Raw genomic sequence first — 18,352 nt, forward strand, 5'->3', positions numbered from 1 at the left:
TCTATCCTTATTTACCCATAGCTCTTACTTCAACATTGACCTCTGGAGCCAAGTCAAGCTTAGTGAGTGAATCTACTGTATCTGGAGTAGCTGCTACAATATCAAGCATACGAGCATGAATTCTCATCTCAAATTGTTCGCGTGAATCTTTATTGATGTGTGGAGATTTCAAAACTGTGTATCTTTTGATTTTTGTAGGCATTGGCACTGGACCTCTGATGTCAGCACCTGTTCTTTTAACAGCTTCTACAATTGCTGCAACTGTGCGATCTAGAACTCTGTGGTCATAAGCTTTTAGCTTAAGCCTGATTCTTTCCATATTTTTTCCTTTGTAAAGAACTCGTTAGACCCATAAGAATCTAACCACCATATAAAATGATGTTGAGATTATATAAAAAGAGCCTTTGCTATGTCAAGAAATTTATACATTTTTTTTTAATTATTTTCCTTTTAAAAAGGATAAAAATTAAATTTTATAAAATTTACAAGATTTTTTATACATTAAGAAAATCTAAGAAAAAATATAGTATGATTTCAAAATCTAAAGGGGCATTAGCTCAGCTGGGAGAGCACAACGCTGGCAGCGTTGGGGTCAGCGGTTCGAACCCGCTATGCTCCACCATTAATTACAAAGAAATTTATGAAATCACTACAATTTTTTTACGATAATTACCCAAAATTTCAAAAATTTGATGAAAGAAAAATTCAAATTCAAACCCATAAAAACATCATTATAAAAGGTGGTTTTGCAAGTGGTAAGAAAAATTTAATTTTAAATTTTTTATCTTTGTACAAAAGTGAAAATATACTTTTTATCGATTGTGATGATTTGAAATTTCAAGCAAGTGCTTTGGTAAATTTAAATTCGTTTTTAACCTATAATCCACAGATTAAATTTTTAGCACTTTGCAACTTTGCTCATAATTTTGACTTTGCCAGTTTAAAACACCTTAATTTGCAAATCATAATAAGCGTTTGTGATAGCAATTTTCATTTAGATTATTTTGAAGAACTTCATTTAGATTATTTAGACTTTGAAGAATTTTTAAGCTTAAACAAAAAATACGCTGACACTAAAACCATGGTAAGTTATTTTTTACATACAGGACGCAATGTGATTTTAAATCACAACTTTAACACAAACTCATCATACTTAAGAAGTTTTTACACTCCATTAGAGCTTACCATACTCAAACAAATCGCCTTAGAACTTGGGAATGAATTTAGCGTTAATGAACTATTAAAAACTCTAAAAAATAGTATAAAAATTTCCAAAGATACCTTATATAAAAGCATAGAAAAACTAGAATCAAACTACACTTTGTATTTTGTAAAAAATCTTGAAAAAAATTTAAAAAAAGTATATTTTTGGGACTTTTCACTAAAAAATTCTCTAAGTATACAAAAAGACTTTAGTGCTTTGTTTGAAAATTTGATTTTAAGCGAGTTATTTAAATTTAAACAAGAAATTTTTTATACTAAGCATTTTGATTTTTACTTACCAAGTCTTAAAAATGCATTTTTATGCTCGCCCTTTAAAGATAAAGATTTACTTAGTTTAAAAGTCAAAAAAATACTTAGTAAAAACCAACTCGCACTTTCAACTATTTATATCATCACGCTTTCACAAAGAGATGAGTTTTTCATAGAAGGGGTGCGTGTGATGATTTTACCTTTTGATGAGTGGGCTTTAGGAAATTAATCTAACTCATCAAGCTTATGTTGATTTATGATAGAAATAATAAGCTTGGTATAATTACTTTTAATCTCTGAATATTTTTCCAAATGACTTGCCGCTTCTTTACCATCAAGTTTTTCATTTTGATTTATAGCATCCCACCGCCAAGCTCTAAATTCCTTATAAGCATCATGACGATTTAAATTTAGCAAGTATGAATCCACACTTTCTTGTAAGCTATCAAATATACGAATTTTATGAGTTTTACCTTCACTTCTTTCTTTTGGAATCAAACCTTTCTCGCCCCAAGTCCATTCTCCAAATAAATTATTTGCTTCTTTAGCAAAACGACTTGTACCAGTTGCGCTTTCAATAATTGCTTGGGCTATGGCTAAAGATTTTGGAACTTTTTGGATACGCAGTTGGTATTCCTTGTGATCGTATAAATTTTTAACGCGATATTTTTCTTTTAAAAACCATAGTTTTTGCACAGCATTAGAATTTAGTTTTCTAAAATTACTCTTTAAAGCTTCCTCAAAAAAAATATCTATAAATTCTTTTTCATTTTCAATTTCTTTGAAAGAAACATCTAACAAAGCATTGATTTTTTTGATAAAAACTTCACGCTTTTCTTTTATACTTAAAGCATAATAATGTTTATCAAAACCTGCTATAAATTCAGCTTTTAAAAATAAAAAACTACTAAGTAAAATTATAATCAGCTTCAAAACAGCACTTTACCTTTCCTCTGAAAAATATTTGATCATCCTCTAATCTAAAATATAAATTTTCTTTGCTTTTTGGCTTTACTAAAATATCATCTTTAACTTTTTGATTTAAATAAGCAAGATAAAAACAAGCTCCCATACCTGTACCACAAGCTAAAGTCTCATCTTCTACCCCGCGTTCATAGGTTCTAACTCTTATAAATTCTTCATTTTCTATTTTAGCAAAATTAACATTTGCATTATATTTTTTACGCACTTCTTTACATAAATTTACATCAAATTCATTTAAATCATCAACAAAAGTCACCATATGTGGCACACCTGTATTACATCCTTGCCAAATTCTATCTTTATGTTTAAAAGCTTCTTTAATATCCTTCACTCCACTTAATTTAATCTCTACCATGTCATCATCAACAAATGATTTTATAAGTCCTGCTCCAGTTAAAAAATTTAAATATTGTGATTTTTTTAGATAATGATGAGCAAAATGAGCTGCTGCACGCGATCCATTACCACACATATTTGCTTTACTACCATCGCAATTATAAAATTCCCATTCAAAATCATATCTATCATGAGGCACAACTACTATAAGTCCATCAGCACCTATGCCCTCATAACGATTACAAAGAATTCTAGCTAACTCGCTACGATCTTTTTTTTCACCATCTGCAAATACTACAAAATCATTTCCGCTTGCACAATATTTATAAAATTTCATTTTTAACCTTTAAAGTATGTTTTAAAAAATTTAGCACATTTTCTTCAAATTTTTCATAACTTGAAATATTTTTTATCACAAAATCTGCTTTTTTTAGTTTTTCTTCTACATCAAGTTGCAAATTAATTCTTTTTAAGGCTTCATTTTCATCTAAATTATCTCTTTGCATTAATCTTTTTAATAAAATTTCTTTTGGAGCATAAATCAATATACTTTTTCCTAGATCTTGATAATGATTATTTTCAAAAAATAAAGGCAATTCTATAAAAAAAGCCTTGTTTTTTTTATCTAAAATTAGTGCTTTTTGTAAAATTTCTTCTTTGATTTTAGGATGTAAAAAACCTTCTAACTTTTTTTTGGCGTTTAAATCATTAAATACAATAGCACCAAGCTTTTTTCTATCTATTTTTCCTGCTATAAGTAAATCATCATTATCAAAAAGCTTAGCTATAGAATTAGCATTTTCATTTAAAAGCTCATGAGCTATCACATCTGCACTTAAAGTATCAAAACCCAAATTTTGAACTATTTTTATAAAGCTTGACTTTCCACCTGCTATACTTGAAGTCACAAAATAAGCATTTTGCATAATTTAACCTTAAAATATTTTTAGTTAAAATACCTTTTAAATTCTTAAAGGAAGATAAATGAATATAAGTTATGAAGATGCGGGCGTAAGTATAGATAATGGCAATACTTTTGTAGAAGCAATCAAGCCTTTAGTAAAAGAAACTTTTAATGAAAATGTTTTAGGAGGCATAGGTTCTTTTTCGGGTGCTTTTGCCATGCCAAGTGGTTTTAAAAATCCTGTTATGCTAGCAGCAACAGATGGGGTAGGCACAAAGTTGCGTCTTGCTATTGATAGTCAAAAATTTGACACAATAGGCGAAGATTTAGTAGCAATGTGCGTGAATGATTTAATTTGCAATTTTGCTACGCCTTTGTTTTTTCTAGACTATTATGCAAGTGCAAAGTTAGATGTAGAAGTAGCTAAAAAGGTTGTAGCAGGGATTGCTAATGGTTGTAAAAAAGCAAATTGTGCCTTAATAGGCGGAGAAACTGCTGAAATGCCTGGAATGTATCATAACAATGACTTTGACTTAGCAGGTTTTTCAGTGGGCATGGCTGAAAAAGATGAAATAGATAGAAGAAATTTTGTAAAAAATGGAGATATTTTACTAGCTTTGCCTAGTAGTGGGCTTCATTCTAATGGATATTCTTTAGCTAGAAAAGTATTATTTGAAGCACAAAAGCTTAAATTTGATGATAAAATAGATAGTAAAAATTTAATCGATATTTTACTTGAACCTACAAGAATTTATGTAAAAGACTTTTTAAAATTAAAACCTTTCATCAATGCACTAGCTCATATAACAGGTGGTGGTTTAGTAGAAAATTTACCTAGAGTTTTTCCAAGAGGAATAGGTGCTATTATTAGAAAACATCATCTAAAAACTCCTGAAATTTTTTATCAAATAGGCCAAAGCGTAGAAGAAGCTGAAATGTATAGAAGCTTTAACATGGGTGTGGGCTTAGTTATGGTGGTAGATCCATCTAATGTAGGAAAAGTTTTAGAGAATTCAGATGCTTATGTAATAGGCGAAGTTGTGCTAAATGAAGGGGTTGTTTTAGAGTAATTAACTCCCTAGAGTTTGCTAATAAATCACATTGAGCTTAAAAATAAGCTTAATGTGATAGAGTGTATTTAATAAGGAGTTTATTGTTTTTAAATTATTTATAATACTAAAAACTTTTATAGTTTTTATATTCAACATTGGCACATTCTTAACTTTATTGTACCAATTGTGCTTTTTTAAATTTTTATTTTGTCATTTTATAATCTGTTTTAAGCAAACTCTGGGCAATTAATTAAAAACTAAGCCTTAAAAGGCTTAGTTAATCATTATTAAAATATAAAGTCAAACTGTAAAAATCCCGTATGCGAATGAGAATTATTTGCAAAAGTTCCATTATAATTAAATGACATTTCTAAATCTTCTGCCAAAGAAAAAATCAAAGACGCACTTGCATATTGATAAGTTCTTGGCAAATCTAAGGTTTCGCTTGCTTTTAAGTTTGCAAAATTTACTCTTGATTCTACTTCAGGATTAAAATTAATTCTTGCACCTGCTTCAAATGAAGTGCTAATTTGCGGATGCCATTTATTAAGCCATTTAAGAGATGCCGTACTTGAAAAGAGATTTAATTCACTCTTATAATATCTTTCATGATTTAATGCTCCATCTCCATGCATGCTGAAAGCTTTTGTGAAACCACCTTCATAGTTTAAAGACACCTCAGGAGTAATTATATTATCTACCCCATCTAAATAAAAATTCATACCAGTTCCAATACTTGCTCCATAACCATAGGTATCTGTATTACCATTAGCCTCTCTTTTTCCTTTATCAACAAATTTTTGCACATCATTTTTGGTATATGCCGCTTTGGTATGGAATTTAAAAAAGGCTTCTTTTATCTCATCTTCTAATAAAATATTAGAATACTTCAAACCAGCATACACTGTTTGCATTTTTAAAGAAAAGTAATCTTTAGTATCCATATTAGCTTCTTCAGTTCCTACATAAGCTCCTAGCATACCTATATCTTTTAAGGTATGAAAACCTGCTACTACACCTTTAGTATTTCCTTTAGAATAATCATTTGTTCCTAAAAGCTTAATGCTATTAGATGAAAAATAAGGCAATACAAAGCCGTGATAATGCTCATCTGCATCAAAGCCTACTAAGTCTTTATTTGTTTTATGATTATTGTGTATTCTTGCATGTTTGTAAGCCATTCTTGATGCATCATCTAAAACAGTATCAAGGAAGAATGATCTCATCATATAAGTGTTAATTATTGTTTGAGCCATAACAGAACCCACACCAGCACTTACATCTGCTAAGGTTTTATAAGTTCCTGAAATTGGATCATATACTAGATTTAATAAATCATTGTTTGAGCCAACATTACCTACTCCTATGTTACCACCACTACCAGTATTATTAACTATATTGTCAGGATTGATAGGTTTGCTTGCATCAAAATTTGGATCTGAAGTATCTACTGTGATATTATCTATATTTGTAGAACCACTTCCATTTCCACCTACATTAATAGCTCCATCAAAGCTACCATCTTCATTTGGTTTTACTATCCAATCTCCTACATTTACATTACCATTACCATTATTAGTAATGTGATTACCATCTTTATCAGGTTTAACTGTACCTTGGTTATCTATATTAACATCATTATTACCATTATTAACTATACCACCGCCGATATTACCATTGGAACCATTTGAAATAGAAGTATTACCACCGCCATTACCTACAGTGATAGAGCCACCTAAATCTCCATCGTTTTTGATTTCTAAATCACCGTTGTTATTCTCAATAGAACCGCTTATAGAACCACTATTATTAATTGAGCCTAAATTACCATTGTTTATAATATTTCCACCTATACTACCATGACCGCTATTGATAATCTTATCTACAGAAGATTTTTCACCTATAGATACATCCCCTGTTATTTTTCCATAATCATCATTAATGATATTGCCTACTTTCGATCCATTATCAACGCTAACATCACTGCTAATAAGCCCATTACCAGAATTAGAAATATTAGTAACTTCGCTACTATTATCAACTTTAATACCACCAGTAATCTCTCCTTGCCCAGCATTGATGATGCTTCCAACTATACTTCCATTATCAACGCTAACATCTCCTGAAATTTTACCAGTAGAAACTCCATTATCATAAAAAGAACTTGCCAAAGCACCATTGATAATATTCTCAACTTTAGAGTGATTGTCTACTTTTACACTACCACTAATCTCTCCACTTCCAGCATTGATGATGCTATCTATCTGTCCTTTATTATTAACCTCTATAGAACCCTCTATTTTACCATTATCTTGATTTATTATACCACCTACTATAGAAGAGCCTTCTCCATCCACTTTTATAGTTCCGGTAATCTTAGCATTATCTTTATTTAAAATACCAGTAACCACACCGCCACTACTGATTAAAATAGATCCGCCTATATTAGCACTATCAGCATTTATAATACCAAATCCATTCTCACCACCTGAGATCATACCTTTCTCTTTAACCTCTATAGTTCCTTTTAAAGCAGATCCTCTGCTTAAATAAATTCCAGCAATTCCACCATGTATTGCAGAATTTTCTCCAGCTATAGTTGTGTTTTTATTTAAATATGCGTGATCAAAATACATCCCATAATCACCACCATATATCTTTCCGCCATTTTTTATAGATATATCGCTTGTAGTAGAACCTTCACTTAAGAAAATACCACTTTCTCCTCCATAAATGCTACCATTATCAACATATAAATCTCCTAATGTTTGCCATCGACCTATATATATACCACTTTTTTTGGCTATTATTTTTCCACCATTTTTTATTTCTACTGTTCCATATTTTCCATAAGATACATTAAGTCCATAACTGGCAGCTTCAATTATACCAGTATTAACTATAGATTCAATAGTAGCACCTTGTTCTATTTTAACGCCACCTGATAAATCTCCTGATCCAGTAGATTTAATATATCCATTATTTATGATTGTACCTATATTTCCATAAGCATATATACCAGTTGTTCCTTGTATAGATCCAGAATTGTTAATCGTATTAATTGAAGATCCCTTATCAACATGTATGCCAGAATCATACCAACCACTATTAACACTATTTCCAATTATGGTACCTGTATTATTAAGCGTTTCTAATTTACCTCCTTTATCAACTTTTATACCATTAGAACCACCTTTTATAATCCCGCTGTTTTCTAAATTTTTTAAAGTAGTACTATCAGATGTTACACTAACACCAGACTTAGAGCCTTCAATTAAACCTGTATTGGTGATTTTATCTACAGTAGATTTTCCCCATATTTCTACACCATGTTTTCCCCAAGCTGTACTTTTTATTGTACCAGCATTACTAATGGTTACATTAGTAGCACCACTCATAATTTCTACGGCATGATTACTTGAGTTTGTAACACTACCTTTATCTGTGATAGTTAAAGTACCACCGCCATTACCTATAGTTACTATTCCTGTCTTGCTATCATTAATAGTACACTCTGTACCACTACAATTACCACCACTAATATTTTTTGAATTTTTTACTTGTTTGGTTTTAGTGTTTTTAACACTACTATTAGAATTTTGATCATTTATAGTTACTATACTAGCATTGGTACAGGTTGCCAAAAAAGATATAGTCGCTAAAGATAAGAAAGTTTTTTTAACAAAAGAAAGATTATTGTTTGAATAAGATGATTTTAAAGTGGGATTATTTTCACATACCCCCCCCCATAAAATAAGACATTAAAACTCCTTGATTTATTAAAATTTTTTGTAATGATAAAAAATAATTATTAATATTTTTTAAATATGATAGTGCTTTTGTTAATTATTTGTGTAAATTAGGATATTTTTATTGTTGTTACTCTTAAGATAATTTAGCTTTGATTAAAAAAAGCCTCTTAAAAATAAGAGACTTTTTTCTTATTTTATAGGATGAAGTTCATTTGCATAAAAGCTTACTGAATTCATACCTTCTTTGATAGCCCATTCATAAGCTTTTACTACAAATTCCCAGTTAATGTGTGCGTAGAATTTTTCTAAATACGCAGGGCGTGCATTACGGTGATCTACATAGTAAGCATGCTCCCACACATCAACTACTAAAAGTGGAACTTTACCTTCAGTGATAGGTGTAGCAGCATTGCTTGTAGCTACTAATTCTAATTTTTGATTTTGAGTGTTATAAACTAGCCAAAACCAACCAGAACCAAATACTCCTGTAGCTCCTTTGATGAATTCTTCTTTTAAATTTTCCATAGAACCAAAGTCTTTTTCAACCGCTGCTTTAAACTCATCACTTAAAGAACAGCCACAACCACAGCATGTTTTTGGCTTAATGCAGTCAAAATAAAAGTCATGATTATACACTTGAGCAGCGTTGTTAAAAATTCCGCCATTTGAGTTTTGTATGATATAAACTAAATCTTTTCCTGCAAATTCAGTATCTTTGATAAGATTGTTTAGGTTATTTACATAAGTTTGGTGGTGTTTGCCATGATGAAATGCAAAAGTTTCTGCACTCAAAAAGTCTCCAAAAGCGTCTGCTTCATAAGGTAGTTTTCTTAATTCAAACATATTGTTCTCCTTTTTTTAAATTTTATAACATTCTAACATAGTTAAGTTAAAAAAGACTAAATGAGTCTTTATTTTTCAAAAAGTATTACTTTGCCTTGCTCTAAGCTTTTTGCTACATCAATAATGCGTTGGTTTTTACTACCTTTAAATTTTAAAGATAGGTCTTTTTGCTCTAAAATAAACTTCCCATCTATCAAAACATCAGCTAAGATAAGCAATTCTTTCATAGCTTGCTCTTGTAATAGCTCTTCATAAGTAAAACCTGTATATATAGTAAGATCAAGCCCTAAAGCCTTAATGTGTTTTGCTAGAATACTTAAATTTTTTGCTTGCATAAAAGGCTCCCCGCCACTAAAAGTAACACCTTGGAGCAAAGGATTTTTACAAATATCATCATACAAACTTGCTAAATCTTGCAAATATCCTTTGTTAAAATCATGTGTTTGTGGATTATGACAACCTTTGCAATGATGAGGGCAGCCTTGAGTAAAAATCACATAACGCAAACCATAGCCATCGACTATGGATTCTTTTATGACACCGGCTAATCTAAGAAAAATCGTGTTTAATTCTTGCATGAACTTCAGCTTTTTTAGCGTCATTAAAACGATCAAGCGTTCCTACTAAATAGCCTGTGATTCTTCTTATGCGTTCAAATTTAATATCATCTTCTTTTCTATGACACTTTGGACAAAACTCATCTATCACACCACTATAACCACATACCGGATCTCTATCTAGTGGGAAATTAATCGAGCCATAGCCTATATTGCTTTCTTTCATACATTTTATAATGCGTTCAAAACTTTCTAAATTCTTACTCACATCGCCGTTTAATTCTACATAAGTAATATGCCCACCATTATTTAGCTCATGATATGGGGCTTCTATTTGAATTTTTTCATATATACTAATAGGAAAATCCACAGGAATATGAAAAGAATTAGTATAAAAATCTTTATCAGTTATGCCTTTTAAAATGCCGTATTTTTTTTGATCTAGCTTTAAAAACCTTCCACTTAAACCCTCAGCTGGGGTAGCTATGAGTGAAAAATTAAGCTTATCTTTGAGTGCTTTTTCATCGACAAATTCACGCATAAAACGCACGATTTGCAAACCTAAATCCCTTGCTTCTTGACTTTGTCCATGATGAGAACCTACTAAAGCTATTAAACTCTCACAAAGTCCTATATAACCTATAGCTAAAGTCCCGTGTGCTATGATTTTTTCTACGCTATCATTTTCTTTTAAAGTGTCTGAATCTATCCAAATTCCCTCGCCCATTAAAAATGGGAAATTTTTAACCTTTTTTAGACTTTGAATTTTATATCTATGAAGTAATTGCTCATACACAAGCTCCAATTTTTCTTTTAAAAGTGAGTAAAAAAGCTCTAAATTTCCTTTGGCTTCTATGGCTAAACGCACAAGGTTTATACTTGTAAAGCTTAAATTTCCCCTGCCACTTGTGATTTCTTTACTCTCATCATAAACATTTGCCATAACCCTAGTTCTACAACCCATATAAGCTACTTCGCTATTATAATCACCCTTTTTATAGTATTTTGCGTTAAAACTTGCATCTAAAAAGCTAAAATTTGGAAAAAGTCTTTTAGAAGCACATTCTATGGCAAGTTTAAAAAGCTTATAGTTCGGATCTTTTTCATTATAATTAATACCTTCTTTTACTTTAAAAATTTGCACAGGGAAAATTGGTGTTTCACCATTTCCTAAGCCTTTCATCGTGGCTTTGAGTAAATTTTCTATTACCATTTGCCCTTCAAAAGAAGTATCAGTACCATAGTTTAGCGTGCTAAAAGGCACTTGAGCTCCTGCTCTTGAGTTCATAGTATTAAGATTATGCACCAAAGCTTCCATAGCTTGAAAAGTCGCATCTTGGGTTTGCTTTAATGCTCTTTTGTAAGCATAAGCATTTGCTTGTTTTAAAAAATTCTCATCACTATTTAAATCAAGCTTTAAAAGCTCTTTAAAGCATTCTTTTTCGCTTGAAACTTGAAAATTAGCATTTTTAAAGCATTGCTCGTCTAGGTTTTGTTCTAATTTTATTTCAAAAAAAGCATTTATAGCCTTTTTATACTCTTTTTGAAAAGTCTTTGCCACACCCTTTGCCATAGCAAAATCAAAATTTGGTATAGATTGACCTCCATGCATTTCATTTTGATTAGCCTGTAAAGCAATGCAAGCTAAAGAAGCATAAGATCTGATATCATTTGGCTCACGCAAACTTCCATGTCCAGTGCTAAAACCATTTTCAAAAAGCTTTAACAAGTCTATTTGACAACAAGTTTGTGTTAGCATATAAAAGTCTTTATCGTGTATATGTATATCGCCATTTTTATGTGCATTTGCGATATGTTTTGGTAAAATACACTCATCTACATAGTATTTTGCTCCTTCTGAACCATATTTTAACATCATACCCATAGCACTATCTGAGTTGATATTAGCATTTTCTCTTTTTAAATCAGCTTCTTTAGAATCTTTGAAAGTTAAATCATCATACAAATTTAGCAAATCATAGCTACCATTGCGGATTTGTGTTCTTTTTTGGCGGTATAATATATAAGATTTTGCAGTATTGATTAAAGCATTTTTTATTAAAACCTCTTCAACTTTATCTTGAATTTGTTCTACTTGTGCATGATTTTCATCAAGCAAAGCTACAACCTCATCACAAAGCCTACCTAATTCATCATTTTCTAATTTTTTATCAGTAGAGTTTATATTGGCTCTAAAAATAGCATTTTTAATTTTAAAAATATCAAATGCAACTTGACTTTTATCTCTTTTTGTAATAAATTTTATTTTCATGTAAATTTTCCTAAAAAATAATCTCTAGAAGCTAAAAAATAACGCTTTATGAAGATAAGTTTAGTACAAAAACTTGATGAAAAACTTAAAAAGATAAAAGAAAAATTCACACAAAAATTGTGTGAATTTTGTTTATTCTAACTCTATACCTTTTACTGCATAAAGTTTATCAATACCACGATTTCCAAACATTTTTTCAGTATTACAATCCTTTTGGATATTCCACTCATCTAATTCATGATGGAAATTTTTGCAATTGTGAAAAAGATATGCCATAGTAATTACATTTTGCACATCCCAATTTGCAACGCTATGCTCATATGCATGGCAGTTTTCAAAACAATGAGCCATTCTAGTAGCATTTGAAGTCTTCCAATGCAACAAAGAGTGGTTAAATTTAGTACAATTAAAAAACATATAAGACATATCTTTTAAATTTTGAGTATCCCATTTTGATAAATCTTGATTAAAATTTTTGCAGTTAAAAAACATACTTGCCATATTTTCAACTTTAGAAACATTCCAGCGTGACAAATTTGCATTAAAACTTTCGCAACAATAAAACATATAAGACATATCTTTAGCATTTGATACATCCCAATGTTCAATACCTAAAAAATCCAATCTTTTAGAATAATAAAATACATAAGAAAAATCATCAATCAAAGATACATCAATATCCCTTAGAGAAATTCTTTCATTATGCACCAAATTCATTAACTCATTTTTGCTTTTAGGTCTATACATTTTGTCCTCCTTTTTGTATATTTTAAAAAACAAGTGTGAAGTCAATGTAAAAAATTTACAAATTATTAACAATAACTTTCAACATATTAATAATAAGTATTTTAAAATAAACTTAATTTAAATAAGAGAAAACAAATAAAAAATATTTAAATTAAACAATGTAACTTTTTGTAAAATATGACAATGATTATCAAAAAAAGCGGATATAAAATAGTAAGTGGTGACCCATACGAGACTCGAACTCGTGTTACCGCCGTGAAAGGGCGATGTCCTAACCGCTAGACGAATGGGCCATTTTGCAGTTTTAAGATGAAATTATAACAATTTTTACTTAATAATTATTTAAGGCATTAAAAAATACCTTAAATATCGATTTCTATCCCTACAGGAGCATGATCTGAGCCAAAAATATCATCTCTTATAAAAGCATTTTTAAGTTTATCTTTTAAGCCATTAGAAATGAAAAAATAATCAATCCTCCAGCCTACATTTCTTTCTCTTGCTTTCATTCTATAACTCCACCACGAATACTTTTCTTTAACATCGCCATTTATATGCCTAAAAGTATCTATAAAACCTAATTTTAATAAATCATCTATCCAAGCACGCTCAATCGGTAGAAAACCTGAAGTTTTTTCATTAGCTTTTGGGTGGGTTAAGTCTATCTCACGATGTGCGGTATTAACATCTCCACAGATGATAATTTCTTTACCTTCTTTTAAAAGTTTATCTAAATACACTAAAAAATTATTATAAAATTTCATTTTAAAATTCAAACGCTCTTCATCTTTTTGACCATTTGGAAAGTAAATATTAAACAAAACTACATTTTTAAAGCTATGCTCTAAAACTCTACCTTCATCATCATCAAAAAACTCACATTTTTTTACCTCACAATCAAAATTACACAAGCTCATTACGCCTGAATACCCTGCTCTTTTAGCACTATTTGAATACATATGTTTAAAAGGATACTCATAAATTCTTTTTGGAAATTTATCCTCGTGTGCTTTGATTTCTTGAAAACCTATAAAATCAATTTCTTCTTTTTCAATCCAATCAAGTGCATTTTTATCACAAATTGCCCTTAGGCCATTTACATTCCATGATAATAATTTCATAATTTAATCCTTAAACTTACAAAAAGCAAAATCATACCATAAAGATATTAAGTTAACCATTTTTATTTATAATTAAATCTTTAATTTTGAAAGGATTTCATGAAATTTTTTAATATATCGTGGCTTAAATTTATTATTTTGAGTGCTTTTTATATAACTAGTATCAATCTGAAATTGTTTTCTTATATTCACGAAAATTTACATCCTCATAATAATGATATTTCCATTATTTTATATATAATTATATATTTTGCACTATTAGTTGGAATTTTCGCTTTATTATTTTTGCCTTATCTTAGCAAGATTTTAATGATTTTTTTAATAGGTGTGAGTTCAATTAGTAGTTATTTTATGATCAATTATGGTGTTATTATAGATCATGATATGATTAGAAATGCTATGCAAACTGATCAAAAAGAAGTACATGATCTGATTAATTTTAATATTTTTGTTTATATATTTTTTACTTTTGTGATTCCAGCATTTTTAGTTATAAAAACCAAAATAGAATATCACAATATCAAAAAACATTTAATCATCAAATTTAGTACTTTATTTGTTGCTTTATTTGTTGCTTTTGGATTGCTTGGAATTTTTTCAAAAAGTATTGTACCATTTTTAAGAACTTATAATGAAGTAAGAGTTTATAACACTCCTTTTTATCAAATTTATTCAGCAATTAAATATATAAAATTAGAAGTTATTCCAGAAAAAGAACTTCAAAAGATAGCTTTAGATGCGAAAATGGAAAAAGACTTAAACAAAACTATGATTTTAGTCATAGGGGAAACCGCTAGAGCAAATAACTATTCTTTGGGTGGTTATACCAAAAATGATACTAATTTTTACACCAAAAACGAACCTAATTTAATATATTTTGACAATGTAAGCTCTTGCGGGACAGCAACTGCTAGAAGTTTACCTTGTATATTTTCAAGACACAAAAGAGCTACTTTTGACAATAGTCTTTATGAAGAAAATGCTTTAGATATTTTGCAAAGAGTTGGAGTTCAAAGTGTTTGGCTTGGAAATAATTCTGGAGGTTGCAAAGGAAACTGCGATCGTATAGCACATAAATTGATTTCAAAAGATTATGATGAGAGTTTACTTGAGCTTGTAAAAGAACAATTACAAAATCCATCTTCAAGTAAAATCATAGTCGTTCATTTGCAAGGTTCTCATGGACCAGCTTATTTTAAGCGCTATCCAAATGAGTTTAAAAAATTTACGCCAACTTGCGATACAAATGAATTACAACAATGCTCGCAAGAAGAATTAACTAATACCTATGACAATACTTTACTTTATACAGATTTTATCATCAAAAGTCTTATTGACTTATTAAAGCAAAGTCCTGCACAAAATGCCTCATTGTTGTATGTATCAGACCATGGAGAAAGTTTAGGAGAAAATGGAATTTACCTTCATGGAATGCCCTATTTCATAGCACCAAAAGAACAAACTCATGTTCCTATGATTCTTTGGAGCAAAGATAATAATTTAATCCAAGAATTACAAAAAAAGAAAGATTATAAATTATCTCAAGATAATATTTTTTCAAGTTTATTAGGATATTTTAATGTCCAAACTAAAGAATATGAAGAAAACTATGACTTATATAGTAAAAATTTAAAGGAAAATCCTTAATGAAGCCAAAGTATTCTTTATTTAAAAATGCAAGTTATGCCTTTAGTGGCATTAAATTCTTGCTTAAAGATGAAATGGCTTTTAGAATAGAATTTGCCATTATCTTACCTTTAATTTTTGTAAGCTTATTTTTACCTGCGAGTTTTTTAGAACATTTTGTGCTTATTTTAGTATTAGTTTTGATTTTAATTATAGAGGCATTAAATTCTGCCATAGAAGCTTGCGTGGATCTTTGTACGAGCGAATTTCACATCTTAGCTAAAAAAGCAAAAGATTGTGCGAGCGCTGGGGTGTTTTTTAGCGTTGTTTTGGCTATAATTACTTGGAGTTTTATTCTTTTTAATATGGCTAGAGAATGGATGATAAAGTAAAAACACTATGCATAAAAATCTTTGGTAAAAAACGCTTTGAAATTTTAGAATTTTTAGCCCTTCATGCTAATGAAGATGGCTTTGTCTTTGCAAATATCGAAGAACTTTCTAAAAAGTTAAACATCAGTAAACCAACCATCATTTCTACTTTTAAATTTTTAGAAGAGAAGGCTTTGCTTGAAAAGCTCAAAAACGGCTTATATAAACTCAAATAGGAGATAAAATGACGCTTAAAAACCCTTTGGATATGCATTTACATTTACGCGATGAAAGCATGCTTGAACTTGTAGCTCCATTTAGCGCAAAAGACTTTAAAGCGGGAGTTATCATGCCAAATTTAATCACTCCGCTTACTGAAATAAATACACTAAAAGCTTATAAAGAACGCATTTTAAAAGCATGTAAAAATGAAGATTTTACGCCTTTGATGACTTTATTTTTTAAAGACTATGATGAGCAATTTTTAGAAAAAGCTAAAGATGAAATTTTTGCTATCAAACTTTATCCTGCAGGCATAACTACAAATTCAGATAATGGAATTTCAAGCTTTGATATAGAAAAGTTAAAACCTACACTAAATGCTATGAGTGAGCTTGGCCTGCCTTTACTTGTACATGGAGAAACAAATGATTTTGTAATGGATAGAGAGGCAAATTTTGCTAAAATCTATGAAAAATTAACTAAAAATTTTCCAAAATTAAAAATTGTAATGGAACATATTACCACTAAGGTTTTGTGTGATTTATTAAAAGATTATGAAAATTTATACGCAACTATCACTTTACATCATTTAATGATAACACTTGATGATGTAGTAGGTGCTAAGATGGATCCGCATTTGTTTTGCAAACCTATTGCAAAACGCTATGAAGACAAAGACGCTTTATGTGAGCTTGCTTTTAGTGGCTATGAAAAGACTATGCTTGGAAGTGATAGCGCACCTCATCCATTGCACACTAAAGAATGCTGTGGTTGTGCAGCTGGCGTATTTAGCGCACCGGTGATTTTACCTGTATTAGCTGAACTTTTTGAAAAGCACTCAAATGAAGCAAATTTACAAAAATTTATTTCAGATAATGCTTGTAAAATCCATAATCTTAAATTTGAAAAAGATAAAATCATCACTTTAGAAAAACAAGAATGGCAAGTAGCGCAAAAATACGGTGATGTGGTGCCATTTATGGCAGGAAAAACTTTAAATTTCAAGGTTATTTAGCCTTGAAATTTAATCAATAATCAAAAGTTTTATCTTAGCTTCTATAATCTCTTCTACCTCATCTTTTACAAAGCTTTCTAACTCTTGTTTGTTTGCATTAATGCCATTCATACTCAAATGCCACAAAGCATTTTCTATCGCACTATCTTTATCTCTTTTTACTACTCTAATTTCATTAAAAATTTCACTCTCATAAGAAATATTTTGCGCATTTAAAAAACTTTGCAAATCCTCTTCATAAAAACCTTTAAAATGCGTGTTAAAATGCTCAAATATAGGATCTAAAAAGCTACTTTTGCGCCTACTCGCCCAGCCTAAATATACTTTTTTAGAAGCTAAGCTTAAAAAAGCTTTATAGTCTTTTTCATTTTGCAAAGCAGGAGACATGCTCAAAAAGGCTAAATCAAAATTTGTGTTATTGTTTTTATAAAAGTTTTCAAAGTCTAAATTTAAAGTTTTTATATTTGATATAGCATGAGTTTTTGCATCTTCTTGTAAAATTTCAAGCATAGCACTAGAGCTGTCTATGCCTAAAACACTTTTTGCTTTTTGTGCTAAATGCAAAGTCCAAACACCGCTCCCACAGCCTATATCCACCACGATTTTGCCTTGTAAAGATCTAAGTTTTGCAAAAGTGGCTTTTTGAATTTCGTTTAAGCTAGAACTATATCTTGCATAGCTTTTTGCTTTTTTATTCCATAAATTCATTATTCATTCTCACATTTTTGGCAAATTCCTTTAATCACAACACTTTTTATAATCCCTTTAATTTCAGGCATTTTTACATCACTAATCTCATGACATACATCGCATATAAAATGTGCTTTAGCATGATCTGCTAATTCATAAAAACTTTTGCGATCAAGTTGACTTTTATTAACAATACCCTTTTTTTCAAAAAGCTCCATATTTCTATAAAAGCTAGTTTTATTTGCTTTGAGATTAAATTGATCATAACTTAATGGGGTTTTAGCAAGAGATAAAATTTGCAAGATTTCCACTCGTAAAGTTGTCATAGAAATATCATGTTTTTTTAATAAATCAATAGCTTCCATAATTCTACCTTAGAAAATAAAT

18 protein-coding genes and 2 tRNA genes are annotated in these 18,352 nt (G+C 29.9%); 7 read left to right on the forward strand and 13 right to left on the reverse strand.

The window, feature by feature from the left end; genetic code table 11:
- Positions 1 to 7: 7 nt before the first annotated feature.
- On the reverse strand, positions 8 to 319 hold the full coding sequence (gene rpsJ / locus L8X97_RS04080) for a 30S ribosomal protein S10 (RefSeq protein WP_012660810.1): 312 nt from the start codon (positions 317 to 319) through the stop codon (positions 8 to 10).
- 227 nt (positions 320 to 546) lie between these two features.
- On the opposite strand from rpsJ, the gene L8X97_RS04085 reads away from it, so the two are divergent.
- Positions 547 to 622 (forward strand) — tRNA-Ala (locus L8X97_RS04085).
- Positions 623 to 640: 18 nt separating this feature from the next.
- Positions 641 to 1,702, forward strand: a complete 1,062-nt coding sequence (locus L8X97_RS04090) for an ATP-binding protein (protein WP_263662696.1) — start codon at positions 641 to 643, stop codon at positions 1,700 to 1,702.
- Here the strand turns inward: L8X97_RS04090 and L8X97_RS04095 are convergent.
- From L8X97_RS04095 to coaE, 3 genes are read right to left on the reverse strand one after another with little or no spacing between them, the layout of a single operon-like run.
- Entirely contained in the window at positions 1,699 to 2,406 is a 708-nt protein-coding gene (locus L8X97_RS04095) for a glucosaminidase domain-containing protein (protein WP_263662697.1), read from the reverse strand. The two genes, L8X97_RS04090 and L8X97_RS04095, sit on opposite strands and share 4 nt — an antisense overlap.
- Entirely contained in the window at positions 2,381 to 3,130 is a 750-nt protein-coding gene (gene dapF, locus L8X97_RS04100) for a diaminopimelate epimerase (RefSeq protein WP_133319131.1), read from the reverse strand. The genes L8X97_RS04095 and dapF overlap by 26 nt, the downstream gene beginning before the upstream one ends.
- Positions 3,117 to 3,719 (reverse strand): dephospho-CoA kinase, encoded by a 603-nt coding sequence (coaE, locus tag L8X97_RS04105; protein ID WP_263662698.1) that lies wholly within the window; start codon positions 3,717 to 3,719, stop codon positions 3,117 to 3,119. The genes dapF and coaE overlap by 14 nt, the downstream gene beginning before the upstream one ends.
- Positions 3,720 to 3,777: 58 nt before the next feature.
- On the opposite strand from coaE, the gene purM reads away from it, so the two are divergent.
- Positions 3,778 to 4,767 (forward strand): phosphoribosylformylglycinamidine cyclo-ligase, encoded by a 990-nt coding sequence (gene purM, locus L8X97_RS04110; RefSeq protein WP_263662699.1) that lies wholly within the window; start codon positions 3,778 to 3,780, stop codon positions 4,765 to 4,767.
- A 269-nt stretch (positions 4,768 to 5,036) separates the two neighbouring features.
- Here the strand turns inward: purM and L8X97_RS04115 are convergent, their stop codons facing one another.
- The 7 genes from L8X97_RS04115 to L8X97_RS04145 all read right to left on the reverse strand — a co-directional run bounded on the left by L8X97_RS04115 (position 5,037) and on the right by L8X97_RS04145 (position 14,041).
- Positions 5,037 to 8,393: an autotransporter outer membrane beta-barrel domain-containing protein gene (locus L8X97_RS04115; RefSeq protein ID WP_263662700.1), complete on the reverse strand. Its 3,357-nt coding sequence runs from the start codon at positions 8,391 to 8,393 to the stop codon at positions 5,037 to 5,039.
- A 297-nt stretch (positions 8,394 to 8,690) separates the two neighbouring features.
- Positions 8,691 to 9,344, reverse strand: a complete 654-nt coding sequence (gene sodB, locus L8X97_RS04120) for a superoxide dismutase [Fe] (protein ID WP_263662701.1) — start codon at positions 9,342 to 9,344, stop codon at positions 8,691 to 8,693.
- A 68-nt stretch (positions 9,345 to 9,412) separates the two neighbouring features.
- Entirely contained in the window at positions 9,413 to 9,922 is a 510-nt protein-coding gene (gene nrdG, locus L8X97_RS04125) for an anaerobic ribonucleoside-triphosphate reductase activating protein (RefSeq protein ID WP_165955263.1), read from the reverse strand.
- A complete protein-coding gene (locus L8X97_RS04130; protein WP_263662702.1) occupies positions 9,894 to 12,173 on the reverse strand; it encodes an anaerobic ribonucleoside triphosphate reductase in 2,280 nt (759 codons plus the stop codon). The genes nrdG and L8X97_RS04130 overlap by 29 nt, the downstream gene beginning before the upstream one ends.
- A gap of 132 nt (positions 12,174 to 12,305) precedes the next feature.
- On the reverse strand, positions 12,306 to 12,920 hold the full coding sequence (locus L8X97_RS04135) for a BspA family leucine-rich repeat surface protein (RefSeq protein ID WP_263662703.1): 615 nt from the start codon (positions 12,918 to 12,920) through the stop codon (positions 12,306 to 12,308).
- A gap of 218 nt (positions 12,921 to 13,138) precedes the next feature.
- Positions 13,139 to 13,213 (reverse strand) — tRNA-Glu (locus tag L8X97_RS04140).
- A 69-nt stretch (positions 13,214 to 13,282) separates the two neighbouring features.
- A complete protein-coding gene (locus L8X97_RS04145) occupies positions 13,283 to 14,041 on the reverse strand; it encodes an exodeoxyribonuclease III (RefSeq protein WP_263659189.1) in 759 nt (252 codons plus the stop codon).
- Between the two features lie 99 nt (positions 14,042 to 14,140).
- On the opposite strand from L8X97_RS04145, the gene L8X97_RS04150 reads away from it, so the two are divergent.
- From L8X97_RS04150 to pyrC, 4 genes are read left to right on the forward strand one after another with little or no spacing between them, the layout of a single operon-like run.
- On the forward strand, positions 14,141 to 15,688 hold the full coding sequence (locus tag L8X97_RS04150) for a phosphoethanolamine transferase (protein WP_263662704.1): 1,548 nt from the start codon (positions 14,141 to 14,143) through the stop codon (positions 15,686 to 15,688).
- Positions 15,688 to 16,059 carry a diacylglycerol kinase gene (locus L8X97_RS04155; protein WP_263662705.1) on the forward strand — a complete coding sequence of 124 codons (372 nt, stop codon included), beginning with the start codon at positions 15,688 to 15,690 and terminating at the stop codon, positions 16,057 to 16,059. Before L8X97_RS04150 ends, L8X97_RS04155 begins: the two co-directional genes overlap by 1 nt.
- On the forward strand, positions 16,044 to 16,274 hold the full coding sequence (locus L8X97_RS04160) for a helix-turn-helix domain-containing protein (protein ID WP_012660796.1): 231 nt from the start codon (positions 16,044 to 16,046) through the stop codon (positions 16,272 to 16,274). Before L8X97_RS04155 ends, L8X97_RS04160 begins: the two co-directional genes overlap by 16 nt.
- 8 nt (positions 16,275 to 16,282) lie before the next feature.
- Positions 16,283 to 17,275 (forward strand): dihydroorotase, encoded by a 993-nt coding sequence (gene pyrC / locus L8X97_RS04165; RefSeq protein ID WP_263662706.1) that lies wholly within the window; start codon positions 16,283 to 16,285, stop codon positions 17,273 to 17,275.
- 9 nt (positions 17,276 to 17,284) lie between these two features.
- On the opposite strand, the gene L8X97_RS04170 is transcribed toward pyrC, so the two are convergent.
- Together L8X97_RS04170 and L8X97_RS04175 are read right to left on the reverse strand one after the other, a co-directional pair.
- On the reverse strand, positions 17,285 to 17,983 hold the full coding sequence (locus L8X97_RS04170; protein ID WP_263662707.1) for a class I SAM-dependent methyltransferase: 699 nt from the start codon (positions 17,981 to 17,983) through the stop codon (positions 17,285 to 17,287).
- The gene (locus L8X97_RS04175) at positions 17,983 to 18,330 is read right to left on the reverse strand and encodes a Fur family transcriptional regulator (RefSeq protein WP_220566989.1); all 348 of its coding nucleotides are present in this window, start codon (positions 18,328 to 18,330) and stop codon (positions 17,983 to 17,985) included. The genes L8X97_RS04170 and L8X97_RS04175 overlap by 1 nt, the downstream gene beginning before the upstream one ends.
- Positions 18,331 to 18,352: the final 22 nt, after the last annotated feature.

Origin of the sequence: Campylobacter sp. CNRCH_2013_0671h (assembly GCF_025773055.1) — a bacterium.
Lineage (GTDB): Bacteria > Campylobacterota > Campylobacteria > Campylobacterales > Campylobacteraceae > Campylobacter_D > Campylobacter_D lari_D.